The sequence below is a fragment of the Ochrobactrum sp. BTU1 genome (genome assembly GCA_018798825.1).
In the GTDB taxonomy this organism is placed as follows: Bacteria; Pseudomonadota; Alphaproteobacteria; order Rhizobiales; family Rhizobiaceae; genus Brucella.
Genome location: CP076354.1, coordinates 14678 through 30999, shown reverse-complemented (window position 1 = coordinate 30999; position 16322 = coordinate 14678). Strand labels below are relative to the sequence as shown.

Sequence of the window (16322 nt, the reverse complement as noted above, 5' to 3'; positions counted from 1 at the left end):
GTTGTTTCATACCGGATGCATCAGGAGTATTTATGTCTGAATTCAATCCCTCCCTCGCAGACTTCGAGTCGCTGCTGGCCGAATCCTTTGCCAACAATGACCTTGCAGAAGGTTATGTTGTAAAGGGTCGCATCGTTGCCATCGAAAAAGACATGGCAATCATCGATGCTGGCCTCAAGGTCGAAGGTCGCGTACCGCTGAAGGAATTCGGCGCGAAGGGCAAAGACGGCTCGATGAAGCCGGGCGACGAAGTTGAAGTTTACGTTGAGCGCATCGAAAACGCACTCGGCGAAGCTGTTCTGTCGCGCGAAAAAGCACGTCGTGAAGAAAGCTGGGGCAAGCTCGAGCAGAAGTTCGCCAATGGCGAGCGCGTCGACGGCGTCATCTTCAACCAGGTCAAGGGTGGCTTCACCGTCGATCTGGACGGTGCAGTTGCATTCCTTCCACGTTCGCAGGTCGACATTCGTCCGATCCGCGACGTTACCCCGCTTATGCACGTCCCACAGCCTTTCGAAATCCTCAAGATGGACAAGCGTCGCGGCAACATCGTTGTCTCGCGTCGTACCGTTCTTGAAGAAAGCCGTGCGGAACAGCGTTCGGAAATCGTTCAGAACCTTGAAGAAGGTCAGGTTGTTGAAGGCGTTGTCAAGAACATCACCGATTACGGTGCGTTCGTTGACCTCGGCGGCATCGACGGCCTCCTGCACGTTACCGACATGGCATGGCGCCGCGTCAACCATCCATCGGAAATCCTCACCATCGGCCAGACCGTTAAGGTGCAGATCATCCGTATCAACCAGGATACCCATCGTATCTCGCTCGGCATGAAGCAGCTCGAGAACGATCCTTGGGATGGCATCGGCGCGAAGTACCCGATCGGCAAAAAGATCACCGGTACTGTCACGAACATCACCGACTACGGTGCATTCGTCGAAATCGAGCCAGGCATCGAAGGTCTGATCCACGTTTCGGAAATGTCGTGGACCAAGAAGAACGTGCATCCAGGCAAGATCCTGTCGACCACTCAGGAAGTCGAAGTTGTTGTGCTCGAAGTTGATCCGGTCAAGCGCCGTATCTCCCTCGGTCTCAAGCAGACACTCGACAACCCATGGACGACCTTCGCTCAGAAGTACCCTCAGGGCACGATCGTTGAAGGTGAAGTTAAGAACAAGACCGAATTCGGCCTGTTCATTGGTCTCGACGGCGACGTCGACGGCATGGTTCACCTCTCCGACCTCGACTGGAACCGTCCAGGCGAACAGGTCATCGAAGAGTACAACAAGGGTGAAGTCGTTAAGGCTGTCGTTCTCGACGTTGACGTTGAGAAGGAACGCATCTCGCTCGGCATCAAGCAGCTTTCCGGCGACAAGGTCGGTGAAGCAGCAGCTTCGGGTGATCTGCGCAAGAACGCCGTTGTAACCTGTGAAGTAACCGCTGTTACCGATGGCGGTCTTGAAGTTCGCCTGGTCGATCACGACCTCGAAAGCTTCATCAAGCGCTCGGATCTGTCGCGTGATCGTGACGAACAGCGCCCAGAACGCTTCACGGTTGGTCAGAAGGTTGACGCTCGCGTCATCGCTTTCGACAAGAAGACCCGCAAGCTGCAGGTCTCGATCAAGGCGCTCGAAATCGCTGAAGAAAAAGAAGCAGTTGCTCAGTACGGTTCGTCCGACTCAGGCGCTTCGCTCGGCGATATTCTTGCTGCAGCAATGAAGAAGTCGGAAAACAACTAAGTTTTCCGTCCCTTCGACTGAACATGAGAAAGCCCGCCAAATGGCGGGCTTTTTCTTTATCCTGATCGCGGACAAGCATTGGAAATGCGCCGATCTGCATTTTCCATAGACATCAGGCTACAGACGTTTGTTCCGCAGCCACCTGATCCAGAATTTCCTGTCGCTGCTCTTTGGTCAGATGATCGAAAAACAACACACCGTCCATATGGTCGATTTCGTGCTGAAAACATGTTGCCAGAATACCATCAGCTTCGATCTGGTGTTTCTCACCCTCAAGATCGGTATAGCTGACAGTAATACGCGCTGGACGTGATATAGAACTCCGATAAGGCCCGACCGAAAGGCAACCTTCATCGTAGCTGCTTTGTTCCTCGGAGGAAGCAACGATCTCTGGATTGATCGCAATCAGCGGCTTGCGTTCGCCATCCCGGTAATTCACGTCAATGGCCGTGATACGCAGGAGCTTTCCCACCTGAACTGCGGCAATGCCGACACCACCCGACTTCTACATCGTATCAAGCATATCATCCGCAAAAACGCGAATATCGTCGTCGATGGTTTCGACAGGCAGAGAGACCGCGAGCAAAAGCGGGTCTGGGATTTTGGTAAGCGGTAATACTGCCATTTCTAATCTCGCAAGTCGTTGATCAGCTATGACTTATCGCAGCATTTTTCCGCAGCCCGGACAATCGCAAATCTATTCTGGTGAAGTCCGACAATAGGCGTCAGACAATGTTCAGCATATGGATCAAGCCCAGACTGATAGCGCCAAGCGCCAGCAGCGACAGAATAGCTGTCAGTGTCACCCGCCCGCCAGCGGAAGCCACAGAGCGCACATCGACGCCCAGACCAAGTGCTGCCATGGAAATGATCGTCAGTGCGGTGGACGCAAACTGAATGCCGGGAAGAATGGCTTCGGGGATCAGGTGCAGCGAACGCAGTGCCATCATCACCAGAAAGCCGATGATGAACCACGGCACTAATTGCAGGAAGCCGGGTTTTACTTCCGCGTCCTTGTTGCCAGCCAGCACGGAAAGCGCCAGAATGACAGGGCCGAGCATCAGCACGCGGACGAGCTTGACCAATGTGCCAAGCTGGACGCTGATTGTGGCGATTGGAGCGGTAGCAGCCAGAACCTGCGGCACGGCATAGACCGTCAGCCCAGCCAGAACGCCATATTGCGTGAAAGACAATCCCAGCAACGGCACCAGCAGCGGCAGGAGCAACACAACGACGACACCCAGAATGGCCGTGAATGCGATGGAAGCTGCAACATCTTCACTGTCTGCACCAATGACGGGAGCCGTTGCCGCTATCGCCGAGTTACCGCAGATGGAATTGCCACAAGCAACCAGAACAGCCATGCGATGCGGCAGCTTCAGTAATCGTCCAATCCCGTAGCTGAATGTAATGGCCATCACCACAACACAGGCAATGCCAAATATAAGGCCGGGACCAGCGTCAATGACGGCACTGGCACTGATCGAAGCGCCAAGCAGCACGACCGCTATCTCCAGCAGAAGTTTCGCGGAAAAGCTAATGCCTTTGGAAAATTGCTTACCGGGGCGGAAAATGGTCCGGACGGCGGTGCCAATCAGAATTGCCAGCACCAGCGCTTCCAGCCAAGCTTTACCGGTATAATGCTCCTCAATCTTTTCAAGCCCGATCGCCACAGCCGAAACAGCAAGGCTAAGTGCAAGCCCCGGGAGAATGTTCTGAAATTTTGTGGCAGTTGCGGTGGTCATCGGAATCAGCATTCAAATCTTGAGAAATATTTTCCAATGAGATGCGCTAATTCTTCTGTTCATTCCATCGCATAATATGGCACAATTCATTCGATAAAATCGAACGATTGAAACTATGACACTGGAACAACTGCGTATTTTCATCGAGGTGGCCGAGCGCGAACACCTCACCCGCGCTTCGGAAGCACTTCATCTCACGCCATCGGCGGTGAGTTCGGCCATTCGCACGCTCGAAGAACGCTATGGCGCGATGCTTTTCAACCGCATCGGTCGTCGTATCGAGCTGACAGGCGATGGCCGCATATTTCTGGATGAAGCGCGCGCGACGCTGGCCCGTGCACAATCGGCAGAGCGTATGCTTTCAGAACTTGGCGGCGGCAAACGCGGTATTCTTACAATCCATGCCAGCCAGACTATCGCAAGTTACTGGCTACCGCCTTATCTGGCACGGTTTCATGCGACGCATCCGATGATCGACTTGCTCCTGACGCTCGGGAACACCGAGAGTGTCACGCAGGCCACGCAAGAAGGACTGGCGGATATCGGTCTCGTGGAAGGCGCTGTGCAAGCTCCCGCCCTCTCGATGCGCAAGGTTGGAACGGATCAGCTTATCGTTGTCACAGGCCCTGCGCATGAATGGCGCACTGCCGCTAAACTCACATGGGATACGTTGTTCAGCGGCCAATGGATATTGCGTGAACATGGGTCAGGCACTCGCAGCGTGTTTGAAGATGCGATGCGGGTTGCGGGTTACAATCCTGAACGCCTCAAAATAGCTCTGGAACTTCCATCCAACGAAGCGATCTGTTCGGCCGTCCTGTCAGGCAATTACGTGACTGCAATTTCGGAACTCGTCGCAGCACCGCATCTTGCAGCAGGCACACTCGTCAAGGCCGATTTTACTCTCCCACAACGCCAGTTTCTGATGCTGTCGCATAATGACCGCTATCAGACAAAGGCGCTTAAATCTTTCGCTGACATGCTGATGAGAGAACCGGACATGTCGCGCACAGAACAACTCCCCGACCGATAACCACTGTACGCTTCTTCCACGGGTATATCCCCGCACATCCCGGCCCACTATGTGCGGATCGGGAATGATCCGCACGTCGATCTGGAGGAGGTAGACATGAGCAGGAATAGAGGCGTTGTGTATATGCGCCCGGGTAAAGTCGAAGTTCGAGATATTGATGATCCGGTGTTGAGCGCTCCCGATGGGCGCAAGCTGGACCATGCCGTCATCCTGAAAGTGATCACCACCAATATTTGCGGCTCCGACCAGCACATGGTGCGTGGTCGTACCACCGCAATGCCCGGCCTTGTGCTCGGTCATGAGATCACCGGCGAAGTGATTGAAAAAGGCAGCGATGTCGAAATGCTCGAAGTGGGCGATATCGTATCCGTGCCGTTCAATGTCGCCTGTGGGCGCTGCCGTTGCTGCAAGTCGCAGGACACCGGCGTTTGCCTTACCGTCAATCCATCACGCGCTGGCGGCGCTTATGGCTACGTCGATATGGGCGGCTGGATCGGCGGGCAGGCACGCTATGTCATGGTGCCTTATGCCGACTTCAATCTGCTGAAATTCCCAGACCGCGAACAGGCCATTGAGAAAATTCGCGATCTGACCATGCTGTCCGATATTCTGCCCACCGGTTTCCATGGCGCGGTTAAGGCGGGTGTCGGCGTGGGCTCCATTGTCTATGTGGCTGGTGCTGGTCCTGTTGGACTTGCTGCGGCCGCCTCTGCCCGTATCCTTGGCGCTGCGGTCGTCATGGTTGGCGACTTCAACAAAGAGCGCTTGGAACATGCCCGCAAGGTCGGCTTTGAGCCGATTGACCTTTCAGCGAGTGATCGCCTTGGCGATATGATTGCCGAAGTCACCGGCAGCAACGAAGTGGACAGCGCCATTGACGCGGTTGGCTTTGAGGCCCGCGGCCATAGCGGTGGCGAACAACCGGCCATCGTTCTCAACCAGATGATGGAAATCACCCGCCCGGCAGGCTCTATTGGCATTCCTGGTCTTTACGTGACCGAAGATCCGGGCGCTGTCGACAGTGCTGCCAAGCAGGGAAGCCTGTCACTGCGCTTTGGCCTCGGCTGGGCAAAGGCACAATCTTTCCATACCGGTCAGACGCCGGTGGTTAAATATAACCGCCAACTCATGCAGGCTATTCTGCATGGCCGTCTAAACATTGCCGATATCGTCAATGCGCAGGTGATTTCATTGGAAGAAGCGCCGCAAGGCTACGAAAGCTTCGATCATGGCGTGGCGAAGAAATTCGTACTCGACCCGCACGGTATGCTGACAAAGGCCGCTTAAAATATTGATGCCGGGAGTTTTCGCTCCCGGCAATCCACCTTAGCGGATGGATTTAACCAGTTCGGGCTGGGTAAAACAGGTTGGTGCCAGCCCATTCTTTGACTGCCAAAGACCAATCGAGCGACGGGTTTTGAAGCCCGGCAGACCATCGGCCTTACCAACATCGTAACCCTGCGCCTGCATACGCTTCTGCATCGCAAGAATGTCGGAGCGATACATGGTGCCGACATTGCCCCATTGCGTCTGGAAATCACCCGCACCATAGGCAATACGGTCGCCAACATGGCCGATGAAGAGCGCATAGAGATCGCTCATATTGTAATCTTTAATGACGTAGAAATTCGGCGTCACGATAAAGGCCGGTCCATAACGACCAGCGGGCATGAGCAGAAAACCCTCACCGCGCATTTCATTGGCCGGAAACGCCTTGCCATTGGTGCGGGCGATACCGAGCTTTGCCCATTCGGCAAATGTCTTGCCCTGGTCTGGCCCTTCCAGAGAACAGGAAATATTCTGAGGCACATTGACTTCATAGCCCCAGTCGCGCCCCGCCTGCCAGCCATGGATTTTTAGATAATTGGCGATGGAGCCGAGCGTATCGGGCACCGAATTCCAGATGTCTCGCTTGCCGTCACCATCAAAATCAACGGCATGTTTGAGATAGGATGTCGGCATGAATTGCGGCTGACCCAGCGCACCCGCCCACGAGCTTTTCATCGAACCATTGGAGATGTAGCCGCGTGAGGTGATCTGGAGTGCTGCAATCAGCTCTTTGCGGAACATTTCCTTGCGCGTTGCCATGAAGGCCTTGGTGCCCAGTACTTCAAAGGCATTGTACGGAATTTTGACCGTGCCAAAGCCCGATTCGCGACCCCAGATGGCCACAAGGATGCGGCCCGGCACGCCATATTGCTGCTCGATGCTTTTGAGCAGGCTTGCATTCTGACCAAGCCGCGCTTTGCCGCCGCTTGTGACAGAACCAATCGTTTTGGCATTGAAGTATTTGCCCGGCGCGCCGAACTCCGCCTGTTTCTGCTCTTTGGGTGCTGTTGGTTTTTCGCCCGGAATGACAAGATCAGGCAGTTTCCAGTTGATCGTAACACCTGCAAAAGCCTGCTCAAAAACAGGGCGTGAAACACCAGCCGCCTTTGCTTCGGGCCAGAGGTCTTTTTCAATCCAGTTGCGATACTGGCTCTCAATCTGCGCTTTGGAGGGGGCTGCAAAAGAAGGCGCTACAGATAGGGACGCAGCCACACAAAGAGCCGTGGTCAGGCCTCGTTTCCAGAATGCAGCCTTCATACACGTCTCCCAAAACAGAATAATTGAGACTTAAAGCGTCGTTCGCGCTCGCAATGCAGCCGCAAGCGTTCCTTCATCGAGATAATCAAGCTCACCGCCAACAGGAACGCCATGCGCAAGCCGTGTTACACGGACTTCAAAATTTGTCAGCTGATCGGTAATGTAATGCGCTGTCGTCTGGCCTTCGACTGTCGCATTCACCGCGAGAATCACTTCCTTGATGTCGCCCGTTGCAACGCGCTCGACCAGCCCTTTGATGTTGAGATCATCCGGGCCAATGCCATCCAGAGGCGACAGGCGACCGCCCAGCACATGATAGCGCACATTCATGGTGCCCGCGCGTTCAAGCGCCCAGAGGTCGGACACATCTTCCACGACGATCAACGTCGTAGGATCACGACGAGCATCAGTGCAAATGGTGCAGGGGTCAGAAGTATCGACATTGCCGCAACATGAGCAGATGCGCACTTTTTCAGCAGCCTCTTGCATGGCACCGCCAAGCGGCACCAGAAGCGCCTCTTTTTTCTTGATCAAGTGCAACGCCGCACGACGCGCAGAACGCGGCCCCAATCCCGGCACACGAGCCAGAAGCTGGATCAGACGTTCAATTTCGGGACCGGCGATACGTTTTGACATGCTGCTTTAGGTGGTTGGGGAGTCATAAAGAGGTAAAAAGGGGAGCTGGTTAGCTCCCCGAATAGTCTTAAAACGGCAGCTTGAAGCCCGGAGGAATTGGCAGACCGGCGGTGAGCGACTGGGTCTTTTCAGCCATTTCAGCTTCGAGCTTCGCCTTGGCATCATTATGAGCTGCGATGATCAGATCTTCGAGGATTTCGACCTCGTCTTCCTTGGCAAGTGAAGGATCTATGCGCAGAGCCGACAAGGTGCCCTTGCCCGAAAGCGTGACAGTAACCAAACCGCCACCCGAAGAAGCGGTTGCTTCAAGATTGGCAATCTCGTCCTGCATGGCCTTCATCTTGGCCTGCAGTTCCTTTGCCTGTTTCATCATGCCCATCATGTCACGCATGGGTTCACTCCATCATTTTTTGAACGCGCATCTTACTCCGAAAACCGCTTCGCACTTTTCGGGATGCGCTCTAAAATTCAATCATCGTCAGAAGGCGCGCCGGGCACGTCTTCGACAGTATCAAGGTCTATATCGTCATCATCGCCCTGTTCTGCAACGGCAATGCGGACATCTGTTATCTTTGCGCCCGGAAAAGCTGCAAGAATTGCAGCAACATCGGGATCAGCGCGCGCATCGGTCACGAGGTTATCGCGACGCTCGGTTTCAGCTTCTGCAACAGTTTGCCCAGAAACGTCACGCGCAACTGTCACGACCCAGCGAATGCCGGTCCAGTTGTGCAGGCGCTGCGAAATATCGCTCGGCAGCGATTTCGGTGCATCGTCGGTCAGACCAATCTCAAGCCTTCCGGCAGCGATGGAGGACAGGCGCACGCAGTTCTTGACCAGAATCTTGAACTGCATGTCGCGAAACTTATCAGCCAGCGCAACGATATCATTGAGGCTGTTGATCTGAACCGAAGGCTGTGGTGTGCTATCGACAAACTGCTGTGGTGCGGGCGGTTGAACCGGCTGCGGCTGTGTTTCCACCAGACGCATGGCTGTTGCAGGACCACCCGATGCAGGCATCATGGTTGAGGCGGAAACCGCATCAACACTGCCGCGCGCTTCTGGCTGCGAACCGCCATTTGGCCTTGCGCCGCTTGGAGATTGCGGACGCGGAGCCGAAACAGAGCCATTTTCAAGTCCACGCAGTGCTTCATCAAGCGTTGGCAGATCAGCGGCATGGGCCAGACGGATCAGCAGCATTTCTGCGGCCTGCACAGGCCGCGTTGCCGTATCCACTTCTGCAATGCCCTTAAGCAGCATTTGCCATGTCCGAGACAGCACGCGCACCGAAAGCTTCTGCGAAAAATCGCGACCGCGAACGCGCTCATCTTCCGAGAGCGATACATCTTCCGCCACATCCGGCGTAAACCGTAGACGTGTCACCAGATGATTGAAATCGGCCAAATCAGTAAGCACGACCGATGGGTCGGCTCCGACATCATATTGCGCACGAAATTCGGTCAAAGCACCAGCAACGTCCCCACGCATGATCATCTCAAAGAGATCGATAATGCGCGCGCGGTCTGCAAGACCGAGCATTGAACGCACGGCTTCCGCCGAAACATGACCCGCGCCATGCGCGATGGCCTGATCAAAAATGGAGAGCGAATCGCGTGCGGACCCCTCGCCCGCGCGCGCAATCATCGCAAGCGATGTGTCATCGACTTCGATTGCTTCAGCTTCGGCAATCCGGCGCAGATGTGCAGCCAACGTACCCGATTCGATGCGACGCAGATCAAAACGCTGACAGCGCGACAGAACTGTGATCGGAACCTTGCGGATTTCGGTGGTGGCGAAGATAAATTTCACATGCGGCGGCGGCTCTTCAAGCGTCTTCAACAGGCCATTGAAGGCTTGATTGGACAGCATGTGCACTTCGTCGATGATGTAAACTTTGTAGCGCGCCGAAACAGGGCGATAGCGCACCTGCTCGATGATTTCGCGAATATCATCGATACCTGTATGCGAAGCCGCATCCATTTCGATGACATCGACATGGCGGCCTTCCATGATCGCCTGACAATGCTCACCCATTACGGAGAGATCAATTGTCGGCTGATCGATAGAATCGGTCTTGTAATTAAGCGCGCGCGCCAGAATACGCGCAGTTGTGGTTTTGCCCACACCGCGAACACCAGTCAGCATCCATGCCTGCGCGATACGACCGGTCTCGAACGCGTTTTTCAGCGTGCGGACCATCGGCTCCTGGCCGATCAGATCATTGAAATTCTGGGGGCGATACTTGCGGGCGAGAACGCGATAAGCGCCAGTTTCGGATTTTGTGTCCATTGCGACCCTTCCGTTCCCTGTTCGCTTGTTCCGATCAACAAACTCTAAACAGTTTGGACCGCAGACGAAAGTGACTTCGACGCTGGCTTATCAACCATCAACAGCCATAATCGTCATGAAAGAAAGGTGGGAGGCTGGCACGATGACCCGTGCCGTGCTCGTTGGGGCTGCTTCCTTCCGGACCTGACCCGGTTGGCGAGTGGCTCGTCCACCACCAACCTCCCACGCTGCATATCGTCAATTATGAAGCAAAAAGCAAGAAGGGCATGGCGCAAAAAACAAGCGCAGAGACGAAAAAACTGATAAGAATTCTATTATGGAACAGTTTGAACTCGATAAACGGCTTTCCGCCGACACTTTTTCAGTGGTCCCGCTCGGCCTTTGCGAGCTGCGGCTCATGAATGACAAGCGCTGGACATGGCTTATCCTTGTTCCGCGCCGTGGCTCATTGAGCGAAATTCACGACATGACGCCGCTTGATCAGACCATGCTGACCTTTGAAACCGGCATTGTTGCGCAGGCGGTCAAGAAACTGACCAATTGCGAGAAGATCAACAGCGGCGCGCTTGGCAATATCGTACGCCAGCTGCACATCCATGTCATTGCGCGCAATGAAGGTGATGCAGGCTGGCCCGGCCCCGTCTGGGGGCACGGCACCCGCGAACCCTATAGCGATGCTGACGCACAAAAGCTGATTGAAGAAATCCGCGAAGCACTCTGATTCCCTCCCAAACATTTTCCCGAGAACATCATGGCTTTTCGCCTTTACGACCTGCCGGAGACAGAACCGAGCCGTCTTGTCGGCTTTGCAGGCAACCGCATTGACCGCCTTTCCGAAAAGCGACAGGACGATTCCGCTTTTACAGCGCTGGAGTTGCCTGAAACCCGCGTGATGGTTTTAGGCGGCAATAAGCTTCTACTTGATTATACGCAAGAAACCGCGCCCCGCGCCCTGTTCTCACTTGAACAAGCACAGGCATTTTCGCCTGATCTCAACGAGCCGGTACTGCTTGGATTGCAAGATGGCGCACCGATTGTGGCACTCATGGCACCGCTCGATCCGGATGCTCTTGCAGAGCCATTTCGGGCGCAGGACTATCGCAGCATCTACATGGAAGGGCTCGTACCTGCAGATATCGTCGGTGCTTTGGCACAAGCCGCAGCACTGACCGCATGGCACAGCAACCACCGTTTTTGCGGGCGTTGTGGCACAAAAAGCGAAATGCGTGCCGGTGGTGGCAAACGTGTCTGCCCGAATTGCGGTGCCGAGCATTTTCCGCGCACTGATCCCGTAGCGATCATGCTGCCCGTTCGCGGTGAGAAATGTATTCTCGCGCGCAGCCCACATTTTACCGCAGGGTCTTACTCCTGCCTTGCTGGCTTTATCGAGCATGGCGAGACAATCGAAGCTGCTGTGCGCCGTGAGAGTTTTGAGGAAATGGGGCTCGAAATCGGCCGCGTCGCCTATCATGCGAGCCAGCCATGGCCATTCCCCTATTCACTGATGATCGGCTGCCATGCCGAAGTACTGTCTGACGACTTCACTATTGATTGTTCAGAACTGGAAGACGGTCGCTGGTTCGACAAGGTGGAAGTGCGTGCCATGCTTGCAGGTACACATGAAAATGGGCTGCGTGTACCGGCATCCGGTGCCATCGCAACCCACCTGATCAAGGCCTGGGCGAGTAGTTAACTATTCAGCCGCCAACAACTGCGTGCCGCGCGTATCGGCCCCTTTATAGACGCCGAGAATGCGCACTTCCTTGGTGAAGAAGCGCAGTTCTTCCAATGCGAGCTGAAGGTTCTGGTCTTCCGGATGACCTTCGACATCAGCATAGAACTGCGTCGCGATAAAACGGCCGCCGATCTGATAGCTTTCCAGCTTGGTCATGTTGATGCCGTTGGTAGCAAAGCCACCGAGCGCCTTATAAAGCGCGGCTGGCACGTTGCGAACACGGAAGACAAAAGTTGTGACTATGCGCTCGCCGTTTTCTGGACGTGGCTCCCATTTTTTGTTCTTGGACAGAACGACGAAGCGGGTCACGTTGTCTTCCGAATCCTCAACATTCTCTTCCAGAATATCGAGACCGTAGAGTTCAGCCGCAAGGCTTGGCGCAAGCGCCGCCATTGAGCGATCTTTCATGTCGGCAACGAGGCGTGCAGCGCCCGCCGTATCGCCTGCAATCACTGGCTTCCAGCCATTGCTACGAATGACATTGCGGCACTGACCGAGCGCATGAATATGGCTGTGAACAGTCTTGATTTCTTCGCGCTTGACGCCCGGAAGCACCATAAGCTGGAAGTGGATCGGCAGGAAATATTCACCAACGATATGCATATCAGCAAGCGGCAGCAGATAGTGAATATCGGCAACGCGGCCTGCGAGCGTGTTTTCGATCGGGATCATGGCAAGATCCGCAACACCGCTTTCGACCGCATTAAAGGCATCTTCAAAAGTCGGGCACGGCAAAGGCTCCATATCGGGAAACATGTTGCGGCAAGCCGTATCGGAATTGGCGCCCGCTTCACCCTGAAAGGAAATCCGGTTGGTCTTCATCGTATCCGTACTTTCTGAAATGTTTCGCAACAATCGAAACTTACTTATCACAAACCCTTTGCGATAATTTCCCGTGCCCGGTCAAGATCAGCCTGCGTATCAACGCCAAGCGGAACTGTACGGACAATCTCTGCTTCAATGCGCATGCCGTCTTCAAGGGCACGCAATTGCTCAAGTTTTTCGCGCTTTTCGAGCGGCGAAGGCCCGATCTTCACAAAACGCTCCAGCGCCGCCCGGCGATAGGCATAAAGACCGATGTGATGATAAAGCGGGCCATCACCATAAGGGGCAGTAGCGCGTGTGAAATAGAGCGCACGCAGGCGTTCGCCATCATTCATCGGCGAACCAACGATCTTGACTACATTGGGATTGATCTTTTCTTCATCCATGGTGATCTCGACGCCAAGCGTTGCGATATCCGCAGGTCCATCGACCAGCGGCAATAATGCACGGCGGATTGTTTCAGGGTCGATTGTCGGCAGATCACCTTGCACATTGACGATCGCCTCCATCTCGCCATTCGGATCGACTGTCTGCAGCGCCTCATAAATGCGGTCCGAGCCCGACTCATGATCGCTGCGCGTCATAATGACCTCATGACCATGTGCCTGAACTGCTGCAAAAATATCTTCGCTATCAGTCGCCACCACAGTACGACCGAGCTTGGCTGCCGCAGCACGGTCGGCCACATGCACGATCATCGGCTTGCCGCAAATGTCGGCGAGAGGCTTGTTTGGCAGGCGTGTGGAGGCCATTCGCGCCGGAATGAGTGTCAGTGTTTTCAAAGTCTGAAGCATGATCGCCTCTTGGTGTTTAATGTGGCCTTAAAAGGTCTGATGTTGCTTCCTGGCGACCTTTATCTGCATAGCAAATGCAGCAAAAGTGTCAAAAAGTCACGGGGGTAGCACCCCTTATAGGTGTTGCACCCCCCCTGTAAAAGACCTAGTTTCCGCCCAATGCCGGGGAGAGACTTGCTAGCCTTTTACACAGGTTCTGCATGCCGGCTTTGGAGGCGTTGAGTAGAGGGAGCGCTGACCGGCGATGAATTCAACCCGGACTAATAAGTTTATCATGGCTTTTCTGGCAACGGTTTTCGTTGTCATGACAACGGGCATTCTGTCCGATACGCTGTTTCATGCACCCGCACCTGAAAAGCCAGGTTTCATAATCGAAGCGGCAGAAGCTTCGACTGGTGGTGAAGCTGCACCTGCCAAGGAAGAAGTGTCGATTGCAACTTTGCTGCAATCCGCTGATCCTGCACGCGGCGAAACCGTCTTCAAGCGTTGCGCGGCATGTCATACCGGTGAAAAGGGTGGCGCCAATAAGGTTGGACCACATCTTTGGGATGTGCTGGACCGTCCAGCTGCCTCTGTTGAAGGTTTCGGCTATTCGGCTGCGATGAAAGAATTTGGTGCTGCTGGCAACAAGTGGGATTACGAACATCTCAACAAATTCCTCACCTCGCCAAAGGGCTTCATCAAGGGCACAGCCATGGGCTTTGCTGGCGATAAGAAGGACAATGAGCGCGCCGATCTGATTGCTTATCTGCGCACGCTTTCCGACAATCCTGCTCCGCTTCCGACAGCCGATGCAGCCCCTGCGGAAGGTGGCGAAGCAAAACCTGAAGGTGCGGCGCCTGCAGGTGAAGCTGAAAAGCCTGCAGAACAGGCTCCAGCGGGCGGCGGTGAAGCACCTGCGCCGGCACAGCCAGCGCCAGCGAACTAAGCTGATTGAAATATCGAGAAAAAGCCGGGTTTCGACCCGGCTTTTTTATTGCCTGCATGTTTTTTCAACTTGTGCCTTTCTTCCTCCGCAAAAACCCATAAAAATCGCTCCCAAAATATCCGAAGCAGAAACGGAGATGCTGGATGAGAGGTTTTTGGGCGGGAGCGTTCGCAGTAGCCATGCTGGCGAGCACGGTATCGTTTGGTCATGCCACGGATGCCGAGCCTCAATGGAGATATGCTTCCAGCCTTATCGGCGAGCCCAAATATCAGGCAGACTTCAAACACTACGACTATGTGAACCCTGATGCGCCGAAAGGCGGCTCACTCAATCAAGTGGCAGTCGGCACATTTGATAGCCTCAATCCGTTTGTGGTTCAGGGCGTGCCCGCAGCAGGACTCGCCGATTTTGGCGGCGGAATGCTTTACGATACACTGATGACGGACTCGCTGGATCAGGGATCGACACAGTATCCGCTGATTGCGGAGGCTTTGCAGTATCCCGATGATTTTTCCTGGGTGAAGTTCAAACTCAATCCCAACGCCAAATGGCATGATGGCAAACCGATCACTGTCGATGACGTTATCTGGTCTTTCGATATCCTCAAGAAGCAGTCGCCGCTTTACAACAAATATTATAGCGATGTGGAAAAAGCCGAGAAGACCGGCGACCATGAGGTGAAATTCACCTTCTCGCAGACCGGCAATCGCGAGTTGCCACAGATTGTTGGTCAGCTTGCCATTCTGCCAAAGCATTGGTGGGAAGGTAAAAATGCGCAGGGCAAGCAGCGCGATATCAGCCGCCCCACATTGGAAATTCCGCTCGGTTCCGCTGCTTACAAGATCAAGAGTGTTGTGCCCGGTCGCTCCATCATATGGGAACGTGTAGCCGATTATTGGGGCAAAGACTTGCCTGTAAATATCGGACGCAACAATTTCGATGAAGTGCGCTACGAATATTACTTCAACGAAGATGCGACATGGGAAGCCTTCAAGAAGGGCGGTCAGTACGATTACCGCAATGAGAATCGCGCGCAGCGTTGGGCCGAGCAGTATAATTTCCCAGCGGTGCAACGCGGCGATGTTGTAAAAAAATCATTCCCATTCAATGCGGTCGGTCGAATGCAGGGGTATTTTCTGAATACCCGCAAGGATAAGTTCAAAGACCCGAAAGTACGTGAAGCACTGACCTATGCTTTCGATTTTGAATCGATGAACCGCCTTCTATTCTTCAATCAGTACACACGCATCAACAGCTATTTTGCTGGCAACGAACTGCAGCTGAGCGGAGCGCCAACGCCGGAAGAAACGGCAATTCTTGAAACCGTAAAGGACGCACTACCGGCCGAGGCTCTGACCGAAGAGTTCAAGCTTCCGGTTTACGATACGCCACAGGCAACACGCGATAATCTGCGCAAGGCGTTGCAGCTTTTTGGCGAAGCTGGCTGGAAATTGCAGGGCAACAAGCTTGTTGATGCCAAAGGCAATCAGTTCACGATTGAATTTCTGGGTAAAGACCCAACGGATGAACGCATCTATAATCCGTTTGCAGCAAGCCTGCGCAAGATCGGTATTAACGCGACGGTCCGCATCGTCGATACCGCGCAGTATCAAGCCCGCGTTAATGACTTTGATTACGACGTAATCACCTCCGTCACCGCACAGACCGCCTCGCCAGGCAACGAGCAGCGCGATATGTGGGGTTCGAAAGCCGCGGACTTCAAAGGTAGCCGCAACTATGCGGGCATTAAAAATCCGGCCATCGACAAACTGATCGACCGTATCATTTATGCGAAGGACCGCGAGGAGCTGGTTACGGCATCTCATGCCCTCGACCGCGCATTGCTGTGGAATTATTACGTCATTCCGCAATGGTATTCCGACCACATCAACGTGGCCTACTGGAACAAATTCAGTATGCCGGAAGAGCAGCCTGAATATATGGGGATTGACCCATTTTCCTGGTGGATAGACCCTGCGAAGGAAACCAAGATCAAGACTGGCACTGAATAAGGACGGCGA

The 16322-nt window shown here is 54.3% G+C and carries 14 protein-coding genes, 1 other RNA gene and 1 pseudogene; 7 read left to right on the top strand and 9 right to left on the bottom strand.

Features of this window, described 5'->3' with window-relative positions:
- Positions 1-32 precede the first annotated feature (32 nt).
- Positions 33-1733 carry a 30S ribosomal protein S1 gene (gene rpsA / locus KMS41_00140; GenBank protein ID QWK77698.1) on the top strand — a complete coding sequence of 567 codons (1701 nt, stop codon included), beginning with the start codon at positions 33-35 and terminating at the stop codon, positions 1731-1733.
- A gap of 112 nt (positions 1734-1845) precedes the next feature.
- On the opposite strand, the pseudogene def reads toward rpsA, so the two are convergent.
- Together def and KMS41_00130 are read right to left on the bottom strand one after the other, a co-directional pair.
- Positions 1846-2358, bottom strand: a pseudogene (def, locus tag KMS41_00135) (peptide deformylase).
- 100 nt (positions 2359-2458) lie between these two features.
- Entirely contained in the window at positions 2459-3490 is a 1032-nt protein-coding gene (locus KMS41_00130) for a YeiH family protein (protein ID QWK77697.1), read from the bottom strand.
- A gap of 103 nt (positions 3491-3593) precedes the next feature.
- On the opposite strand from KMS41_00130, the gene KMS41_00125 reads away from it, so the two are divergent.
- Complete coding sequence (locus tag KMS41_00125) at positions 3594-4511, top strand: LysR family transcriptional regulator (GenBank protein QWK77696.1); 918 nt, start codon at positions 3594-3596, stop codon at positions 4509-4511.
- 96 nt (positions 4512-4607) lie between these two features.
- Positions 4608-5798: a formaldehyde dehydrogenase, glutathione-independent gene (gene fdhA / locus KMS41_00120; protein ID QWK77695.1), complete on the top strand. Its 1191-nt coding sequence runs from the start codon at positions 4608-4610 to the stop codon at positions 5796-5798.
- A 39-nt stretch (positions 5799-5837) separates the two neighbouring features.
- On the opposite strand, the gene KMS41_00115 is transcribed toward fdhA, so the two are convergent.
- The 5 genes from KMS41_00115 to ffs form a co-directional block, all read right to left on the bottom strand.
- Positions 5838-7097, bottom strand: coding sequence for a lytic murein transglycosylase (locus tag KMS41_00115; GenBank protein ID QWK77694.1), 1260 nt, complete (start codon positions 7095-7097; stop codon positions 5838-5840).
- Positions 7098-7127: 30 nt separating this feature from the next.
- Positions 7128-7733 carry a recombination mediator RecR gene (gene recR / locus KMS41_00110; protein ID QWK77693.1) on the bottom strand — a complete coding sequence of 202 codons (606 nt, stop codon included), beginning with the start codon at positions 7731-7733 and terminating at the stop codon, positions 7128-7130.
- 67 nt (positions 7734-7800) lie between these two features.
- Entirely contained in the window at positions 7801-8124 is a 324-nt protein-coding gene (locus tag KMS41_00105; GenBank protein ID QWK77692.1) for a YbaB/EbfC family nucleoid-associated protein, read from the bottom strand.
- Between the two features lie 77 nt (positions 8125-8201).
- Positions 8202-10019, bottom strand: a complete 1818-nt coding sequence (locus tag KMS41_00100) for a DNA polymerase III subunit gamma/tau (protein ID QWK77691.1) — start codon at positions 10017-10019, stop codon at positions 8202-8204.
- Positions 10020-10145: 126 nt separating this feature from the next.
- Positions 10146-10242: signal recognition particle sRNA small type (ffs, locus tag KMS41_00095), an RNA gene on the bottom strand.
- A 93-nt stretch (positions 10243-10335) separates the two neighbouring features.
- Here ffs and KMS41_00090 point away from each other — a divergent pair.
- Entirely contained in the window at positions 10336-10740 is a 405-nt protein-coding gene (locus KMS41_00090; protein ID QWK77690.1) for an HIT family protein, read from the top strand.
- 30 nt (positions 10741-10770) lie between these two features.
- Positions 10771-11712 carry an NAD(+) diphosphatase gene (gene nudC, locus KMS41_00085; GenBank protein ID QWK77689.1) on the top strand — a complete coding sequence of 314 codons (942 nt, stop codon included), beginning with the start codon at positions 10771-10773 and terminating at the stop codon, positions 11710-11712.
- On the opposite strand, the gene KMS41_00080 is transcribed toward nudC, so the two are convergent.
- Both KMS41_00080 and KMS41_00075 read right to left on the bottom strand, forming a co-directional pair.
- The gene (locus KMS41_00080) at positions 11713-12576 is read right to left on the bottom strand and encodes a prephenate dehydratase (GenBank protein ID QWK77688.1); all 864 of its coding nucleotides are present in this window, start codon (positions 12574-12576) and stop codon (positions 11713-11715) included.
- A 47-nt stretch (positions 12577-12623) separates the two neighbouring features.
- A complete protein-coding gene (locus tag KMS41_00075; protein QWK77687.1) occupies positions 12624-13373 on the bottom strand; it encodes a 3-deoxy-manno-octulosonate cytidylyltransferase in 750 nt (249 codons plus the stop codon).
- Between the two features lie 244 nt (positions 13374-13617).
- Here KMS41_00075 and KMS41_00070 point away from each other — a divergent pair, with 244 nt between their 5' ends.
- Together KMS41_00070 and KMS41_00065 are read left to right on the top strand one after the other, a co-directional pair.
- Positions 13618-14301 carry a cytochrome c family protein gene (locus KMS41_00070; GenBank protein ID QWK77686.1) on the top strand — a complete coding sequence of 228 codons (684 nt, stop codon included), beginning with the start codon at positions 13618-13620 and terminating at the stop codon, positions 14299-14301.
- Between the two features lie 143 nt (positions 14302-14444).
- Positions 14445-16313 (top strand): extracellular solute-binding protein, encoded by a 1869-nt coding sequence (locus KMS41_00065; GenBank protein ID QWK77685.1) that lies wholly within the window; start codon positions 14445-14447, stop codon positions 16311-16313.
- Positions 16314-16322: the final 9 nt, after the last annotated feature.

Excerpts from the sequence above, each read along its gene's own strand:
- rpsA (QWK77698.1), top strand. The coding sequence starts at position 33 with ATGTCTGAATTCAATCCCTCCCTCGCAGACTTCGAGTCGCTGCTGGCC.
- KMS41_00130 (QWK77697.1), bottom strand. The coding sequence starts at position 3,490 with ATGCTGATTCCGATGACCACCGCAACTGCCACAAAATTTCAGAACATT.
- KMS41_00125 (QWK77696.1), top strand. The coding sequence starts at position 3,594 with ATGACACTGGAACAACTGCGTATTTTCATCGAGGTGGCCGAGCGCGAA.
- fdhA (QWK77695.1), top strand. The coding sequence starts at position 4,608 with ATGAGCAGGAATAGAGGCGTTGTGTATATGCGCCCGGGTAAAGTCGAA.
- KMS41_00115 (QWK77694.1), bottom strand. The coding sequence starts at position 7,097 with ATGAAGGCTGCATTCTGGAAACGAGGCCTGACCACGGCTCTTTGTGTG.
- recR (QWK77693.1), bottom strand. The coding sequence starts at position 7,733 with ATGTCAAAACGTATCGCCGGTCCCGAAATTGAACGTCTGATCCAGCTT.
- KMS41_00105 (QWK77692.1), bottom strand. The coding sequence starts at position 8,124 with ATGCGTGACATGATGGGCATGATGAAACAGGCAAAGGAACTGCAGGCC.
- KMS41_00100 (QWK77691.1), bottom strand. The coding sequence starts at position 10,019 with ATGGACACAAAATCCGAAACTGGCGCTTATCGCGTTCTCGCCCGCAAG.
- KMS41_00090 (QWK77690.1), top strand. The coding sequence starts at position 10,336 with ATGGAACAGTTTGAACTCGATAAACGGCTTTCCGCCGACACTTTTTCA.
- nudC (QWK77689.1), top strand. The coding sequence starts at position 10,771 with ATGGCTTTTCGCCTTTACGACCTGCCGGAGACAGAACCGAGCCGTCTT.
- KMS41_00080 (QWK77688.1), bottom strand. The coding sequence starts at position 12,576 with ATGAAGACCAACCGGATTTCCTTTCAGGGTGAAGCGGGCGCCAATTCC.
- KMS41_00075 (QWK77687.1), bottom strand. The coding sequence starts at position 13,373 with ATGCTTCAGACTTTGAAAACACTGACACTCATTCCGGCGCGAATGGCC.
- KMS41_00070 (QWK77686.1), top strand. The coding sequence starts at position 13,618 with ATGAATTCAACCCGGACTAATAAGTTTATCATGGCTTTTCTGGCAACG.
- KMS41_00065 (QWK77685.1), top strand. The coding sequence starts at position 14,445 with ATGAGAGGTTTTTGGGCGGGAGCGTTCGCAGTAGCCATGCTGGCGAGC.